The following is a 16,030-nucleotide window of genomic DNA, read 5'->3' on the forward strand; positions in this document are numbered from 1 at the left end:
TGCCCATACATCGCTGTAGGACTATCGAGTGCCTTCATTCGCCCAATCTTCGTGCCCGTGGCGTACCCGCACAATGAACACGTCGCCGTCGACTTCTATCCGGTAGACGACAAGATGGGCTTTGAAGGGATGGATACGCATTGGTGGCGACAATTCAAGCCGCTCCCGTGCCATTCGGGGACTGGCAGCGATCAGATCAAAGATCGCGAACAACTCGTCATGATACTGTCTAGCCTGCACACCACCGAACAGGCGCACCCGTTGCTCGGCAATACCGATGATGTCCTCTTCTGCGGCTAAAGAAAGGCGAAATCCCATTACCCGTTGCCGGGTGACTTTCCAGCGCGCTTGACTGCCTCAGTAAAGAGCGCGTCCCTGGATCGATTGCCGATGCCACTCTTCAATCCGTCATCGACAAAGCGTTGCATGGCGGCAATGTTATCGTTGCGCTCCTGATCCCGACGGATCAAATCGCGCACATAGTCGCTCGCGTTGGCGTAGCGACCCGTTTCGGTTTGCGCCTCAACCCAATCCTTCATCGGATCAGGCAATGATACGTTCATTGTTGCCATGTCGGCCTCCATATCCCGCGCAGTATGATCCATTTTGGCAAAGTTTGTCAAAAATCTCAGATGCGGGGTTAGTGTCTCAGTTCAAGGCGGACTGCCGAGTCTCGAAAGCGTCGCTGAAATTCAAACTGAGACACTACTGATGCGGGAGTGTTTTGCGAAGGCGCGATTGTGACTTAGGCGCCTATTTCAGCCAGTCGGCGAGCTTCGCCTTGCGCACATCCCGCAGCAGGCTGATGAAACCGTCGGCCTGATGCTCTGCCGTCAGCCGGCCCTTTTCCGCCGTCGCAATGCTGGCGTCGCCGACCACGCCGTTCGGGTTGAGATCGGTGGCGATCCAGGCGAAGGCGTGGGTGCCGGTGTGGCGCAGCAGCGAAAATTCCTTCTCGGCCCTGGCGACATTGGAAACGAAATTGTCGGCCTTGGCCATGTCGACGAGGTCCGGCCGGAAATGCAGCATCAGCGAGGTCTCGACATCGCCGCCATGGATGCCGTGGCGGTCCTCGAGTTCGGTGTACATGCCGGCCGGGCGGCCAAAGCGCTGCCAGCTCGTCTTCACCGCCAGCATCTTTTCGCGCACCCGCAATTCGCGCGTGATGATGCCCATGATCTCTTCATTGCCGCCATGCGAATTGACGACGATGAGTTTGCGCACCCCGGCGCGCGCGATCGACATGCCAAGCTCGGTCCAGGCCTCGACCAACGTCGTTGCCGGCAGAGTGAGCGTGCCCGCCGCATGCAGGTGCTCGTTCGACTTGCCCACCGCCTGGACCGGCAGGATGCGGATGTCGAGATCGTCGGGCAGGCGGGCGATCACCGTGTCGAGCATGCCGTTCATGATCGAGGTGTCGGTCGAGACAGGCAGATGCGGTCCATGCTGCTCGATCGCGGCCACCGGCAGAACGGCGATCGTCGCCTCCGGATCGATCGAGGCGTATTCGGTTGTCCGGTAGTCTCCCCACCAGACGCGTCTTTTTGCAGCGGTCATGTCATGCCTCTTCGATGAACGGTGAGACCTAGCGCGGCACAGGCCTGCTGTCGATCACCCGGCCGCGATGACCTCGACCTCGACCTTGAATTGCGGGCGGGCAAAGCCGGAAACGATCATCAGCGTCGAGGCCGGCGCCGGGCTCGAAAACAGCCGGTCACGGACATCCATATAGGGGCGCAAATGGGCGCGGTCAGTGACATAGGCGTTGATGCGCACGATGTCCCCGAGCCCCAGCCCGGCCTCGCCGAGGATTGCCTCGATGTTGCGGAAGCAGAGTTCGGCCTGGGCGCCGGCGTCCTCGGGAATCTGGTCGTCCGCCGTGATCGCCACCTGGCCCGAGCACAGCACCAGCCGCTTGCCCGCCGGCACTTCGACGCCGTGGCTGTAGCGGGCAAAGGGTGGCTTGATCGACTTCGGGGTGAGGAATCTGAACATGGCAATCTCCTGGATGCCGTCAGCCTAAGGCCGTATTCACTACAGCTTCAAGATGGCTTGGGATGTCGCTGGTGCGATTGTGGACAGGCGTTCAAAAAATAGGCACGATGCCTTCGGTGCAGCACGACCTTTCCGGCTTTCGCAGATGGCTGTGGTGCAGGCGGGCGGGTTCCGGCGCGAGCCGCCGGTGGCATGTGTCTTGCTTCTTGAATCTTTGGTGTCGAGCCTGGCGCGTGGCGCCGGAGCAAACAGAGGGTGGTTGTCGATGTATGCAAAACGGAAGATCTCGGTAGCGGCGGCGGCCCTGCTGGCGGCCGGCACGCTGGGGGCCGCGGCGAATGAAAAAGTCACCTTCGGCACCAACTGGTTGGCCGAGCCGGAACATGGCGGTTACTATCAGGCTGTGGCGGACGGCACCTATGCCGCCTGCGGCCTCGATGTCACCATCATGCAGGGCGGACCGCAGGTCAGCGGCCGGCCGATGCTGCTTGCCGGCAAGATCGATTTCTACATGGGCGGCAACTTGCTGTCGGCTTTCGACGCCGTCCAGCAAGGCATTCCGATGCGCGTGGTGGCGGCCGATTTCCAGAAGGACCCACAGGTCATCATGTCCCATCCCGGCGAGGGGCTGGACAAATGGGAGGACCTGAAGAACGCCGACCAGTACATACTGGGTGACGAAGGCGTGCAGACCTTCTTCCAGTGGATGGTCACCGCACTCGGCTTCGACGCCGCCAAGCGCGCGCCCTACACCTACAACACCGCTCCCTTCCTCGCCAACAAGAAGTCGATCCAGCAGGGCTACGTCACCTCGGAGCCGTTCGCGGTCAAGAAGGAAGGCGGCTTCGTTCCGAACCAGTTCCTGCTCGCCGACTATGGCTGGGACACGTATTCGACGACGATCGAGGTGATGCAGAACACGATCGACAAGAAGCCGGAGGTGGTCCAGTGCTTCGTCGATGGCTCGGCCAAGGGCTGGTACAAGTACCTCTACGGCGACAACAAGGCCGCCAACGACATGATCAAGAAAGACAATCCTGACATGAGCGACGAGCAGATCGCTTTCTCGATCGAGCAGATGAAGAAGTTCGGCCTTGCCGATTCCGGTGATACCGAGAAACTCGGCATCGGCGCCATGACCGACGCGCGCATCAAGAGTTTCTATGACAAGATGGTCAAAGCCAAGGTTACGCCGGAAGGCATCGACATTACGAAGGCCTACACGCTGGCCTTCGTCAACAAGGGCGTCGGGCTCGACCTGAAGAAATAGGCCAGCCTGAGCATGATAGGGGAAAAGGTGGCGCGAGCGCCGGCATCGGACGTCGCTCCGACCTTGCTGGCGCTGCGCGGCGTCGGCAAGGTGTTTTCCAACGGCGTGACGGCGCTGAGCAATGTCGACCTGACGATCCGGGAAGGCGATTTCCTCAGCCTGCTCGGGCCGTCCGGTTGCGGCAAGTCGACGGCGCTACGGCTGATCGCCGGCCTGTCGACGCCGACCTCCGGCGTGCTTGACTGGCGCGGCGGCGGCTCGCTCGACCGCGCCAATATCGGCTTCGTTTTCCAGGAGCCGACGCTGCTGCCCTGGGCCAGCGTCTTCGACAATGTCTGGCTGCCGCTCAGGCTGAAAGGCGTTTCCCGCGGCAAGGCCGCCCCGGCGATCACGCAAATGCTGGCGCGGGTTCACCTGACCGGCTTCGAAGACGCCGTGCCGCGCGAACTGTCGGGCGGCATGAAGATGCGCGTCTCGATCGCGCGCGCCATGGTGACCAAGCCGCGCGTGCTGCTGATGGACGAACCGTTCGCGGCACTCGACGAGATCACCCGTTTCAAGCTCAACAACGACCTTCTGGAGCTGTGGCAGGACGAACGATTCACCGTCGTCTTCGTCACCCACAGCGTTTTCGAAAGCGTGTTTTTGTCCAACCGGGTCGTCGTCATGGCGGCGCGGCCGGGCCGGGTGTTCGACGAACTCGCCATCGAGGCGGCCTATCCGCGCGACGAGGCGTTTCGCACCTCGCCGGACTATGCAGCCCTTTGCCGTCAGGCCTCCGACGTGCTGGTCAATGCCATCAATTCAACAGCGGGCCCGCATCATGACGGTCATTGACGGCACGTTGAAACTCGACCCCGAGGAAGCGCGCCGTGTGCGCCAGGAGCGGCTCGAGCGGGTCGGCCGCTGGCTGCTGCCGCTGGCGATAATGATCCTGGCGATCTGGCTGTGGGACCGCATCTGCGTGTGGAACGAGATCCCGCAATATATCCTGCCGCGCCCCGGCGTGGTGCTGCAGACGCTCTACAACGATGCCGGCCTGCTGTTCTCCTCGCTGCTGGTCACCTTGCGCATCACCTTTCTCAGCCTGGCCTTGGCGGTCATCGGCGGCGTCGGCCTGTCGGTGCTGTTCGCGCAATCGAAATGGGTGGAGATGTCGTTCTTCCCGTTCGCCATCGTGCTGCAAGTGACGCCGATCGTGGCGATCTTTCCGCTGATCAACATCTATGTGAACAACCAGACGACCAAGCTTCTGCTCTGCGCCTGGATCGTCGCCTTCTTTCCTATCCTGTCCAACACCACGCTCGGCCTGAATTCTGTCGATCGCAATCTGCGCGACCTGTTCAAGCTCAATGGCGCGACGCGCTGGCAGCAGCTGCGCTATCTCAGGCTGCCGGCGGCGATGCCGTATTTCCTCGGCGGGTTGAAGATCGCCGGCGGCCTGTCGCTGATCGGCGCCGTGGTGGCCGAGTTCGTCGCCGGGGCCACCGGCCAGTCGTCAGGGCTCGCCTCGCGCATCATCGAGGCCGGCTACCGGCTGAACGCGCCAAGACTGTTCGCGGCGCTGTTCCTGATCTCGCTGACCGGCATTCTCATCTTCCTCGTGCTGTCACTGATTTCGCATCTTATTCTCAGGCGCTGGCACGAAAGCGCGCTGAAGCAGGAGCGGTAGTGCCTTGATTCCGGACTCAGCTTCATACCGGCTTGCCAATGCCCGGGTTCACCGGTCACTGACGTCGGGTCTTGCCGCGACTTACGACAATGACGGTTTCACGCTGGTCGACATTGCTATTGCCGACGGCAAGATCTCCAGCATTGCGGCGCATGGCAAATCGAAGGCACCGACGGAGGCTATCGATCTTGCCGGTCGTATCGTGCTGCCGTGCTTCGTCGACTGCCACACCCATATCGACAAGGGCCATATCTGGCCGCGAAAGCCCAATCCCGATGGCACTTTCATGGGTGCGCTCAATGCCGCGGGCGCCGACCGCGTCGCGCGTTGGAGTGCCGAGGATTTGGCCAAGCGCATGGATTTCTCGCTGCGCTCGGCCTATGCGCATGGCACCAAAGCGCTGCGAACCCATCTCGACAGCGTCGCGCCGCAGGAGGAAATCTCCTGGCCGGTGTTCGAGACGATGCGCGAGGCCTGGCGCGGCCGCATCGAATTGCAGGGCGCGTGCCTGCTCGGCATCGAGGGCGTGCGCGACAAGAAGTGGTTCGACAGGCTGGCGAAACGGGTGGCCGCCGCCAAGGGCGTGCTCGGCGTCGTCACCTATATGGTGCCGGACCTGGAAGAACTGCTCGATCATGTCTTCGCGCAAGCGATCAAGCATGGACTCGATCTCGATTTCCATGCCGATGAGACCGACGACATTGCGGCGATCTCGCTGAAGAAGATCGCCGAGGCAGCACTATGGAATGGTTTCGAAGGCAAGATCCTCGTCGGCCATTGCTGCTCGCTGGCGCGGCAGCCCGACCTCGAGGTGCTGGACACGCTGGACAAGGTGGCAAAGGCCGGACTGGCGGTGGTGTCGCTGCCGATGTGCAATCTCTATCTGCAGGATCGGCGCGGGGACCAGACCACGCCGCGTTGGCGTGGCGTGACGCTGCTGCACGAGATGAAGGCGAGGGGCATTCCTGTCGCCGTCGCTTCCGACAACACGCGTGATCCCTTCTACGCCTATGGCGATCTCGACATGCTGGAGGTCTACCGCATGGCCACGCGCATCCTGCATTTCGATCATCCGGTCGCCGACTGGCCGCAAGCGGTCACTGCCACGCCGGCCAAGGTGATGCGGCTCGATGGTTTTGGCACGCTTGCGGCCGGCGGCGATGCCGATTTCATCCTGTTCAAAGGTCGAAGCTGGACGGAATTGCTGTCGCGGCCCGAATCGGATCGCATCGTCGTGCGCGGCGGCCGCGCGATCGAGCGGCAATTGCCCGACTATGCCGAACTCGATGAACTGATGGTGGAATGATGGACGTTTCGGCGCTCAAACGCGATCTCGACGGGCTGAAACTCGACGACAATCCGGCCATCGTCCAGCAGAAGAGCCGCGATTTCTACTGGTACAGCCCGGTGCTGAAACAGCAGCTCGACCATGTCACCGGCGACCTGATCGTGACGCCGAAGACCGAGGCCGAGCTGATCCGCGTGCTCGCCGCCTGTCACCGGCATGGCGTGCCGGTGACGCCGCGCGGCAGCGGCACCGGCAATTACGGCCAGGCGATGCCATTGTCGGGCGGCGTGGTGCTCAATCTTGCCGAGATGAACGAGATCAAGTCGATCGCGCCGGGGCGCGTGGTGACGGGGCCTGGTGCTATTCTGGCCGATATCGACAAGGCTACACGCGCGCATTCCGGGCAGGAGCTCAGGCTCTCGCCCTCGACCTACAACACCGCCTCGATCGGCGGCTTCATCGCCGGCGGCTCTGGCGGCGTCGGCTCGATCAATTTCGGCGGGTTGCGCGATTTCGGCAATGTGCTGCGCCTGCGCGTGGTGACGATGGAGGCCGAGCCGAAGGCGCTCGAACTCACCGGCGAGGATCTGCACAAGGTGACCCACGCTTACGGCACCAACGGCATCATCACGGAAGTCGAGATGCCGCTGACGGCGGCCTATGAGTGGATCGATGTCATTGTCGGCTTCGATGCCTTCATGGACGCGGCGCGCTACGGCAATGCGCTGGCCTGCCAGGACGGCATCCTGACCAAGCTGATCACGCCGATCGCGGCGCCCGTGCCGCAGCTTTATTTCAAGCGCCACCAGAAGTTTTTCAGGGAGGGCCAGAGCATTTGCGTCGTCATGGTGGCGCAGCATGGGCTGGATGCGTTCCTCGCCTTCACCCGGCGCGCTGGCGGCGAGGTGGTCTTCAACGCCGCGACCGCGACGCCCGAAGAGAAAAAGGGTCTGCCGCCGGCCTATGAGCTGGCCTGGAACCACACCACGCTGAGGGGACTGCGCGTCGATCCCGACATCACCTATCTGCAGTCGCTCTATCCGTTTCCCAATCAGCTGGCGCTGGTCGAGAAAATGGACGCGATGTTTCCCGGCGAAGTGTTTTCGCATCTCGAGTTCGTGCGGCTGGACGGCAATATCACCTGTTTCGGCCTGCCGCTGGTAAAATTCACCACCGAGGCGCGGCTCGACGAGATCGTTCGCCTGCATGAGAAAAATGGCTGCCCGATCTTCAACCCGCATCGCTACACGCTGGAGGAGGGTGGCATGAAGCAGACGGATGCCGTGCAACTCGCCTTCAAGCGCGAGACCGACCCGCAAGGTCTGCTCAATCCCGGCAAGATGATCGCCTGGGAAAATCCGGACTATGATTATCGCTCGGGCCGCACTTTCTTGTTCAAGGGGCTGCAGAGGGCGGGGTGATGCAATGACGAACGCGTGGCTTGGCGCTGACCTGCGGGATGTCCTCCCGTGAACATCCTTGTCCTCTACGCTCACCCGGTCGAGACCAGCTTCAATGCCGGCCTGCACCGGTTGATCGTCGAGCGGCTGACGGCGGCGGGCCATGATGTCGATGATTGCGACCTCTACGCCGAGGATTTCGACCCGCGGCTGATGCGCCAGGAGAGGCTGGATTATCACAACCAGCGGGGCGCCGCGGACCCGGCGGCGCCTTATGTCGAGCGACTGCTGCGTGCCGAGGCGCTGGTGCTTTCCTATCCGGTCTGGAACTACGGCTTTCCGGCGATCCTCAAGGGTTTTTTCGACCGCGTCTTCCTGCCCGGCGTGTCGTTCAGGCTGGTCGACGGCAACGTGCAGCCGTCGCTGCACAACATCCGTAAGGTCGCGGCCGTCACCACCTATGGCGGTAGCCGGTTCCGTGCCATTGTGATGGGCGATCCGCCACGCAGGCTGATCAAGCGCATGCTGCGCGCCACCGTAAAGCCCGGCGCGCCGGTGACCTACCTCGCGCACTACGCGATGAACCTGTCGACTGACCAAACGCGAAAATCCTTCATGACGAAGGTTGCGGCGAGCATGGATGCATTCTGATGCGGGTCCTCGTGGTCTATTGCCATCCGGTGCCGGAAAGCTTTTGCGCCGCGATCCGCGACACCGCTCTGGATGTGCTCAAGGCCAAGGGTTGGGAGGTGCGGCTGCTCGACCTCTATGCCGAGAAATTCGACCCGGTGATGGGCTGCGACGAGCGGCGCTCTTACAACAATCAGGCGCCGCAGGATCCCGCGCTGAAACCGCATTTCGAACTGCTCGGTTGGGCCGAAGCAATCCTGTTCGTCTATCCGACGTGGTGGTACGGGCTGCCGGCAATGCTGAAGGGCTGGCTCGACCGGGTGTGGGCGACGGACGTCGCCTTCAAACTGCCGGTGGGCAAAGGGCGGATCAAATCGCTGATGACGCATGTCACCAAGGTCGGCGTCATCACCACCTGCGGCGCGCCGACCTGGTGGAGCGTCGTCGTCGGCCAGCCCGGACGCAAGACCTTGTTGCGCGGCATGCGGGCGCTGTGCGCGAGACGCTGCAGGACGTTCTTCCTGGCGCATTATCTGATGGACGCCTCGACGCCAAAGACGCGGGCAGCGTTTCTGGCGAAGGTGCGGATGAAGCTGGAAAGGTTTTGAGGAATTAGGCGTCCTTCTTCCCGTTTAACGGGGAGAAGATGCCGGCAGGCAGATGAGGGGCGGCGCGGACGTTTGCCTTATTCTGGGGCGCTGGCGCGGCCCTCATCCGACCCTATCGGGCCACCTTCTCCCCGTGAAACGGGGAGAAGGAAGAGGGCGCTACATCTTCGTCCGTTCCGCCTTCGGGTCATACATCGGCTTCAGCGAGGCTTCCGCCGCAAAACGCTCGCCGGCGATCTCGATCTCGTAGGATGAGGCCAGCACATCGGCCTCGCTCTCGCCCTGGCACGGCACATAGCCGAGCCCAATGGCGCCGCCGAGGTGATGGCCGTAATTGCCCGAGGTGATCGGGCCGACGATCTTGCCGTCGCGCAGGATGGCTTCATTGTGGAAGAGCAGGGGTTGTGGGTCTTTCAGCCAGAATTGGATCAGCCGGCGGTTCAATCCGGCTTCCTTCTTCTTCATCACGGCATCGCGGCCGATGAAGTCGCCCTTGGCGGTCTTCACAGCGAAGCCGAGGCCGGCTTCCAACACATTGTCCTCGTCAGTGATGTCGTGGCCGAAATGCCGAAAAGCCTTTTCGATGCGGCAGGAATCCAGAGTGTGCAGGCCGCAGAGTTTCAGACCGACATCGGTGCCGGCCTCGTCGATCGCTTCGAAGACATGGGCAGCCTGATCGGTCGAGACATAGAGCTCCCAGCCGAGTTCGCCGACATAGGTGACGCGGTGGGCGCGGGCGAGGCCCATGCCGATCTCGATCTCCTGGAACGTGCCGAACGGGTTGTTCTCGTTGGAGAAGTCGTTGGGGCTGACTTTCTGGATCAGCTTTCGCGCATCCGGACCCATCAGGCAGAGCACGCTTTCCGCCGCCGTGACATCGGTGATGACGACGAACTCCTCGCCGACATGCCGGCGCAGCCAGGCCAGATCGCGCTGCAGCGTGGCGCCTGGGACGACGAGGAAGTAGGCGGTGTCCGACAGGCGCGAGACGGTGAGATCGCTCTCGATGCCGCCGCGCTGGTTGAGCATCTGGGTATAGACGATCTTGCCCGGTGCCACGTCCATGTCGTTGGCGCACAGCCTTTGCAGGAAGGCACAGGCATCGCGGCCCTCGACGCGGATCTTGCCGAACGAAGTCATGTCGAACAGGCCGACCTTGTTGCGGACCGCCAGATGTTCCTCGCGCTGGTTGTCGAACCAGTTCTGCCGCTTCCAGGAATAGCGGTATTCGCGCTCCTGGCCGTCGCGGGCGAACCAGTTGGCGCGCTCCCAGCCGGCGACCTCGCCGAACACGGCGCCGCGCGCCTTCAGGTGCTCATGCAGGGGTGAGCGGCGCACACCGCGCGACGTCGCCATCTGCCGATAGGGGAAATGGTCTGCATAGAGCAGGCCGAGCGTTTCGGAGACGCGCTGCTTGAGGTAGCGGCGGTTCTTCTGGAATGGCTGGGCACGGCGGATGTCGACTTCCCAGAGGTCGAACGGCGCTTCGCCATCGTTGATCCACTGCGCCAGTGCCATGCCGGCGCCGCCGGAGGAGACGATGCCGATCGAATTGTAGCCGGTCGCCATCCAGTAGCCGGACAGTTCCGGCGCCTCACCGAGATAGTAGCGGTCGTCCGGGGTAAAACTCTCGGGGCCGTTGAAGAAGGTGTGGATGCCGGCGGTGGCCAGCATCGGCATGCGGTTGACGCCCATTTCGAGGATCGGTTCGAAATGGTCCATATCCTCCGGCAATTGGTCGAAGCAGAAATCCTCGCGGATGCCGTCCATGCCCCATGGCTTGGCCACCGGCTCGAAGGCGCCGAGCATCATTTTGCCGGCGTCTTCCTTGTAGTAGGCGCATTCGTCGGGAACGCGCAGCACCGGCAAGCGGGAGAGGCCGGGGATAGGCTCGGTGACGAGGTAGAAATGCTCGCAGGCGTGCAGCGGAATGGTGACGCCGTTCTGGGCGCCGAGTTCGCGGGCCCACATGCCGGCGCAGTTGACGACAATGTCGGCCTCGATCATGCCCTTTTCGTTGCCCTGCGCCCAGGACACGCCGGTGACGCGGCCGTTCCTGGTATGGACTTTGGTGACCTTCACATTCTCGACGATGGCAGCACCCCGCTGGCGCGCGCCCTTGGCTAGAGCCATGGCGATGTTGGCGGGGTCGCACTGGCCGTCGAGCGGCAGATGCACGGCGCCGACGACGTCGGAGACGTTGAGATGTGGATACATCTCTTTGACTTCATTCGGCGAAATCTCGCGCACGTCGACATCGAAGGCACGCGCCAGCGATGCCTGCCGGTAGATCTCGTGCTTGCGCTCCTCGGTCAGCGCGACCGTGATCGAGCCGACCTGGCGCATGCCGGTGCCGACCTCGGTCTCGGCTTCCAGCTTGACGTAGAGGTCGGCCGAATATTTCGCCAGCCGCGTCATGTTCTGCGAGCCGCGCAACTGGCCGATCAGGCCGGCGGCATGCCAGGTCGTGCCCGAGGTCAGCTGCTTGCGCTCCAGAAGCACGATGTCGGTCCAGCCGAGCTTGGCCAGGTGATAGGCGACCGAACAGCCGGAAACGCCACCGCCGATGATCACCGCCCTCGCTTTGGTAGGAATGGCCTTGGTGGGGATGCTCTTGGTCATGCGGCCTCGCGGCGATAGCTGGAAGCAAAACGGCGCAGCCGAGCGGCCGCCTCCTGCAGTACGGGCTCGGGCTGGCAGAGGCTGATGCGGATGTGGCCGGCGGCGGCTTCGCCGAAGCTGGAGCCGGGCATCACGCCGACCTTCTCCTGGTCGAGGAGGGCCCAGGCGAATTTTTCGTCATCCGGTTCGACATCGGATATGTCGAGCATGACATACATGCCGCCTTCGGAACCGCGCACGCTGACATTGTTCATGCCGCGCACGGCATCCAGCAGGACGGTGCGGCGCGCCGCGTAGCGCTCGGCGATCTCCTTGACGCCGTAACGGTTCTCGAGTGCCTCGGCGCAGGCGATCGAGATGAAGGCCGGCAGGCCGTATGTCGTCACCAGATTGAGGTTGATGAGCAGCGTAATCATATCCTGCGGACCGGTCAGCCAGCCCATGCGCCAGCCGGTCATGCCATGGCTCTTGGATATGGAATTGATGACCAGCGTGCGCTCGGCCATGCCGGGTAGCGAGCGTGGCGAGGCATGCTCGCCGCCGCCCAGCGTCCAGTAGACCTCGTCCGACAGCAGCCAGAGATCATGCTCGCGGCAGATTTCGGCCAGCTGTTCCAGCCGCTCGCGCGAATAGACCGCACCTGTCGGGTTGTTCGGCGTGTTGATCAGGATGGCGCGCGTGTTGGGCTTGAGTGCCGCGCGGATCATGTCCGCGCGGGGCTGAAAACCGTCCTCGGCCGGCGTCTCGACGACGGTGAAACTCGCGCCGGCGGCGCTGAATGTGTTGGGATAGGTGGCATAGTACGGCGCCACGACGATGGCATGATCGCCCTGGTCGAGAACGGCCTGCACGGCCGCATAAAGGGCCGCCTGGCCACCCGGCGTGGCGATGACTTGATCGGGCGTCGTCTCGACGCCGGTGCAGGCGCTGGAGGCGGCCGCCATTGCCTGGCGCAGGCGCGGCAGGCCGGGAAGCGGCGTGTAATGGTGATTGCTGCCGCGAACCGCGGTTACGCAGGCCTCGATCGTTTGCGAGGGCGTGTCGAAGTCGTGATCGCCGACCGACAGCATGATGATGTCCTCGCCGGCTTCCTTGCGGGTCCAGGCGGCGAAATGAACCTCCCAGCCATCCTTGCCCGAAGGCACGATGCCGGAGATGCGAGACGATGGTCTAGGCATGCAAAACCCCCGAAATTTCGTAACCGTCCTGCTGCAGCCGATCGCGCAGCGCGGCAATGTGCGGCGGTCCGACTTCGCAGCAGCCGCCGACGATGTCAGCACCTGCCTCCACCCAGCCGATCGCTTGCTCGGCATAGGCGTCCGGGCCGAGGTCGTGGCGGGCGTGCAGCACATCGACGGTACCGCCGTGCTTGAGCGCTTCCGTGGAGGTGAAGCCATTGGCATAGGCGCCGACCGGGCCGCCGAGGTCGATCAGTTCAGGCAAGGCGGCGGCGATCGCTTCCGGCCGGCAGCAGTTGAGCAGTCGCGCCGCTATCGGCAGGCCATCGAGCGCGCTTGCCGCGGCGGCTATTGTTTCACCGCTGCGCAGCCGCGGCGCGCCGTGATCGGCGAGCGTCCACGACACCCAGACCGGCTTGCCGCTTTCCGATGCCGCGGTGACGGCCGCGCGCGCCTCATCGGCAGAGGCCATGGTTTCGCAGAGGAAGAGATCGATGCCATCCGCCTGCTCGGCAACGATGCGGCGGTAGATGTCGAGCGTCTCCTGGTAAGAGATGGTCAGCGCAGGGGCGTAGCTGCCGAAAAGCGGCGACAGGCAGCCGGCGATCGCTGCGTCGCCGGCTGCGTCACACGCTTGCCGGGCCAATTCGATGCCGCGCTTCTGCAACGGCTTGAACAGGTCCTCGGCACCCTCGCGCGCCAGGCGCTCAGGTGTCGCCGAATAGGTATTGATGGTGATCACGCGGGCGCCGGCGCGGATGAATTCGGCATGCAGGTCGCGCACCAGATCGGGTTCGTCGATCAGGACCCTGGCCGACCACAACGGCGTCGGCTCGGATTTGCTGCGCCGGACCAGTTCCTGGCCCATGCCACCATCGGTGAGGATGACATTCTTCATGCGCGCAGCCTCTCGTTCCTGGGATCCCAGAGCGGCTCGTCCTTCTGCACGACCGCCTGGAAACGGTCGCCGAAGATTTCGACCTCGACGGAGGTGCCTGGCTCGGTCAAATCCACGCGCAGCATGCCGAGCGCGATCGATTTGTCGATGCGATGGCCCCAGCCGCCTGACGTGGTCTCGCCAACGATTTGGCCGCCATGCCACAGCGTCGACATGTAGGGCGCGTCGCAATCGCCGGGGTTTTCGACGACCAGCGTGACGAAGCGCTTCTTCACGCCTTGCTGCTTTTCGTTCTGAAGCGCTGCCTTGCCGCGGAAATCGGGCTTCTCCCATTTGACGAAGCGCTCGAGCCCGCCCTGCAGGATGGAATAGTCGGTCGACAGATCGCCCTTCCAGGCGCGGTAGCCCTTCTCCAGCCTGAGCGAATCCAGCGCGTACATGCCGAACGGCTTCAGTCCATGCTTTTGCCCGGCCGCCCAGATGGCGTCGAAGATGGCGGCGGTGTCCCCGACCTTGGTGTGGATTTCCCAGCCGAGTTCGCCGGCGAAGGAGACGCGCACCAGCTTGGCCCAGCGGCCGGCTATCCTGGTTTCCTGATGCGTCAGCCACGGTAGGGCGAGGTCGGCGTCGCAGACATCGGCGAGGATTTTCCGTGAGTTGGGGCCGGCCAGGATCTGGGTGGAATAGTCCTCGGTGCGGTCGGTTAGCGTGAAGGCCGCATCCCCGGGCATGCGAGACTTCAGCCATTCGAAATCATGCCATTGCGCGACCGCCGCGGTGATCAGCGTCATCTGGTCCTCGCCGTGGCGCACGACCGACATTTCGGTGACGATGCGGCCCTTGTCGTCGGCGAAATAGACCAGGCCGATGCGGCCGGGCTTCGGCACCAGTCCGGTGACCTGCAGGCTTAGCCATTCGGCGGCGCCGGGGCCTTCGAGGTTGAAGCGCGAGAAACCCGGCAGGTCGAGTATGCCGGCGGCGTCACGCACGGCCAGGCATTCTTCGCGCACGCGATGCTGCCAGGGTCCGTCGCGGCGGAAGGTCAGTGTTGCTTCCTCCGAGATGTCGTCGCCGGGTTGCGCATACCAGGTGGCGCGTTCCCAGCCATTATAGGCGTCGAAGCGGCCGCCGAGCGCCTTTGTGCGGTCGTGGATCGGTGACAGTTTACGGTCGCGACCTTCCGGCCAGGCATGGCGCGGGAACTGGATGGCGTATTCATTGCCGTAGATTTCCATGCCCTTGGCGACGCAATAGTCTGGCGCCGAGGCAAAGGACGTAAAGCGGCGCGGATCGCAGGACCACATGTCCCTTTCCGTCTGGCCCTGCGTGACCCATTCAGCCAGCACTTTGCCGGCGCCGCCGCCTTGCGCAATGCCGAAGGTGAAGACGCAGGCCTCGAAGGCGTTGGGCACGCCGGGCATCGGGCCGATCAGCGGGTTGCCGTCCGGCGCATAGGGGATGGGGCCGTTGATGACCTTGGAAAGGCCGGCCGTGCCCAGGATCGGCACGCGGGCGACGGCGTCTGCCAAATAATGTTCCAGCCGGTCGAGATCGTCGGGGAAGAGCTGGAAGGAAAAATCGTCCGGCATCGGATCGCCAGGGGTGGCCCAATGCGCGCGGCAGTTGCGCTCATAGGGGCCGAGATTCATGCCGGCCTTTTCCTGACGAAGGTAATAGGACGTATCGACATCGCGCAGCAGCGGCAGTTTCTTGCCTTGTTCCTTCGACCATGCGGCGAGTTCGGGGATTTCCTCGAAGAGGATGTATTGGTGGCTCATCACCATCATCGGCACCTCGCGGCCGAACATCCGGCCGACCTCGGCGGCACGGTAACCGGCGGCATTGACGACGATTTCGCAGCGGATCTCGCCTTGCGGCGTGGTGACCACCCATTCGTCCTTCTCGCAGCGCACGCCGGTGACGGGGCAGAAGCGGATGATTTTCGCACCCAGGTCACGCGCGCCCTTGGCCAGCGCCTGGGTCAATTGCGCCGGGTCGATGTCGCCGTCGCTCGGGTCATAGAGCGCGCCCTTCAAATCATGCGTCTCGATGAAGGGATAACGGCGCTTGATCTCGTCGACGCCGACCACGTCGATGTCCATGCCCTGATAGCGGCCCATGCCCTTGGCGCGCTGGAATTCCTGCATGCGCTCTTTTGTATGGGCAAGGCGCAGCGAGCCGGTGACGTGGTAATTCATGGGATAGTCGACCGCGTCGGCGAGGCCGCGGTAAAGCTCGGTGGAATAGCGCTGCATGTTCATCAGCGACCAGGACGAGGAGAAGGTCGGCACATTGCCGGCGGCATGCCAGGTCGAGCCCGATGTCAGCTCGTTCTTCTCCAGGAGCACGCAATCGGTCCAGCCTGCCTTGGCGAGATGATACAGCGAGGAGGTGCCGACGACGCCACCTCCGATGATCACCACGCGCGCCGTGCTCGGCAAACCCGCCATGTTCTTCTCCCAAATCTTA

Annotated in this window: 15 protein-coding genes; 7 read left to right on the forward strand and 8 right to left on the reverse strand. The window is 63.3% G+C overall.

Features of this window, described 5'->3' with window-relative positions; genetic code table 11:
• Positions 1 to 21: 21 nt before the first annotated feature.
• The 4 genes from JG747_RS18185 to JG747_RS18200 all read right to left on the reverse strand — a co-directional run bounded on the left by JG747_RS18185 (position 22) and on the right by JG747_RS18200 (position 1,995).
• Positions 22 to 318 (reverse strand): type II toxin-antitoxin system RelE/ParE family toxin, encoded by a 297-nt coding sequence (locus JG747_RS18185; protein ID WP_202359749.1) that lies wholly within the window; start codon positions 316 to 318, stop codon positions 22 to 24.
• Positions 318 to 572: a type II toxin-antitoxin system ParD family antitoxin gene (locus tag JG747_RS18190; RefSeq protein ID WP_027046965.1), complete on the reverse strand. Its 255-nt coding sequence runs from the start codon at positions 570 to 572 to the stop codon at positions 318 to 320. Before JG747_RS18190 ends, JG747_RS18185 begins: the two co-directional genes overlap by 1 nt.
• Positions 573 to 753: 181 nt before the next feature.
• Complete coding sequence (locus tag JG747_RS18195; RefSeq protein ID WP_202359750.1) at positions 754 to 1,557, reverse strand: creatininase family protein; 804 nt, start codon at positions 1,555 to 1,557, stop codon at positions 754 to 756.
• A 54-nt stretch (positions 1,558 to 1,611) separates the two neighbouring features.
• Positions 1,612 to 1,995: a RidA family protein gene (locus JG747_RS18200; RefSeq protein ID WP_019858748.1), complete on the reverse strand. Its 384-nt coding sequence runs from the start codon at positions 1,993 to 1,995 to the stop codon at positions 1,612 to 1,614.
• Between the two features lie 265 nt (positions 1,996 to 2,260).
• Between JG747_RS18200 and JG747_RS18205 the strand changes: the two genes are divergently transcribed.
• From JG747_RS18205 to JG747_RS18235, 7 genes are read left to right on the forward strand one after another with little or no spacing between them, the layout of a single operon-like run.
• Entirely contained in the window at positions 2,261 to 3,265 is a 1,005-nt protein-coding gene (locus JG747_RS18205) for an ABC transporter substrate-binding protein (protein WP_202359751.1), read from the forward strand.
• A gap of 12 nt (positions 3,266 to 3,277) precedes the next feature.
• Positions 3,278 to 4,102, forward strand: coding sequence for an ABC transporter ATP-binding protein (locus JG747_RS18210; RefSeq protein WP_202359752.1), 825 nt, complete (start codon positions 3,278 to 3,280; stop codon positions 4,100 to 4,102).
• Positions 4,089 to 4,937, forward strand: a complete 849-nt coding sequence (locus tag JG747_RS18215) for an ABC transporter permease (RefSeq protein ID WP_038647435.1) — start codon at positions 4,089 to 4,091, stop codon at positions 4,935 to 4,937. The genes JG747_RS18210 and JG747_RS18215 overlap by 14 nt, the downstream gene beginning before the upstream one ends.
• A 4-nt stretch (positions 4,938 to 4,941) precedes the next feature.
• On the forward strand, positions 4,942 to 6,243 hold the full coding sequence (locus JG747_RS18220; RefSeq protein ID WP_064983995.1) for a cytosine deaminase: 1,302 nt from the start codon (positions 4,942 to 4,944) through the stop codon (positions 6,241 to 6,243).
• The gene (locus JG747_RS18225) at positions 6,243 to 7,646 is read left to right on the forward strand and encodes an FAD-binding oxidoreductase (protein WP_064983996.1); all 1,404 of its coding nucleotides are present in this window, start codon (positions 6,243 to 6,245) and stop codon (positions 7,644 to 7,646) included. Before JG747_RS18220 ends, JG747_RS18225 begins: the two co-directional genes overlap by 1 nt.
• 48 nt (positions 7,647 to 7,694) lie before the next feature.
• A complete protein-coding gene (locus JG747_RS18230; protein WP_202359753.1) occupies positions 7,695 to 8,276 on the forward strand; it encodes an NAD(P)H-dependent oxidoreductase in 582 nt (193 codons plus the stop codon).
• Positions 8,276 to 8,863, forward strand: coding sequence for an NAD(P)H-dependent oxidoreductase (locus JG747_RS18235; protein ID WP_019858741.1), 588 nt, complete (start codon positions 8,276 to 8,278; stop codon positions 8,861 to 8,863). The genes JG747_RS18230 and JG747_RS18235 overlap by 1 nt, the downstream gene beginning before the upstream one ends.
• Positions 8,864 to 9,022: 159 nt before the next feature.
• Here the strand turns inward: JG747_RS18235 and JG747_RS18240 are convergent, their stop codons facing one another.
• Genes JG747_RS18240 through JG747_RS18255 form a run of 4 tightly spaced genes read right to left on the reverse strand, consistent with a single transcriptional unit; the run spans position 9,023 to position 16,011 of the window.
• Positions 9,023 to 11,485: a GcvT family protein gene (locus JG747_RS18240; RefSeq protein WP_019858740.1), complete on the reverse strand. Its 2,463-nt coding sequence runs from the start codon at positions 11,483 to 11,485 to the stop codon at positions 9,023 to 9,025.
• A complete protein-coding gene (locus JG747_RS18245) occupies positions 11,482 to 12,663 on the reverse strand; it encodes a pyridoxal phosphate-dependent aminotransferase (protein WP_202359754.1) in 1,182 nt (393 codons plus the stop codon). The genes JG747_RS18240 and JG747_RS18245 overlap by 4 nt, the downstream gene beginning before the upstream one ends.
• The gene (locus JG747_RS18250; RefSeq protein WP_038647422.1) at positions 12,656 to 13,561 is read right to left on the reverse strand and encodes a homocysteine S-methyltransferase family protein; all 906 of its coding nucleotides are present in this window, start codon (positions 13,559 to 13,561) and stop codon (positions 12,656 to 12,658) included. Before JG747_RS18250 ends, JG747_RS18245 begins: the two co-directional genes overlap by 8 nt.
• On the reverse strand, positions 13,558 to 16,011 hold the full coding sequence (locus JG747_RS18255) for a GcvT family protein (RefSeq protein ID WP_202359755.1): 2,454 nt from the start codon (positions 16,009 to 16,011) through the stop codon (positions 13,558 to 13,560). The genes JG747_RS18250 and JG747_RS18255 overlap by 4 nt, the downstream gene beginning before the upstream one ends.
• Between the last annotated feature and the right edge of the window lie 19 nt (positions 16,012 to 16,030).

The organism is Mesorhizobium sp. 131-3-5 (genome assembly GCF_016756575.1).
In the GTDB taxonomy this organism is placed as follows: Bacteria; Pseudomonadota; Alphaproteobacteria; order Rhizobiales; family Rhizobiaceae; genus Mesorhizobium; species Mesorhizobium jarvisii.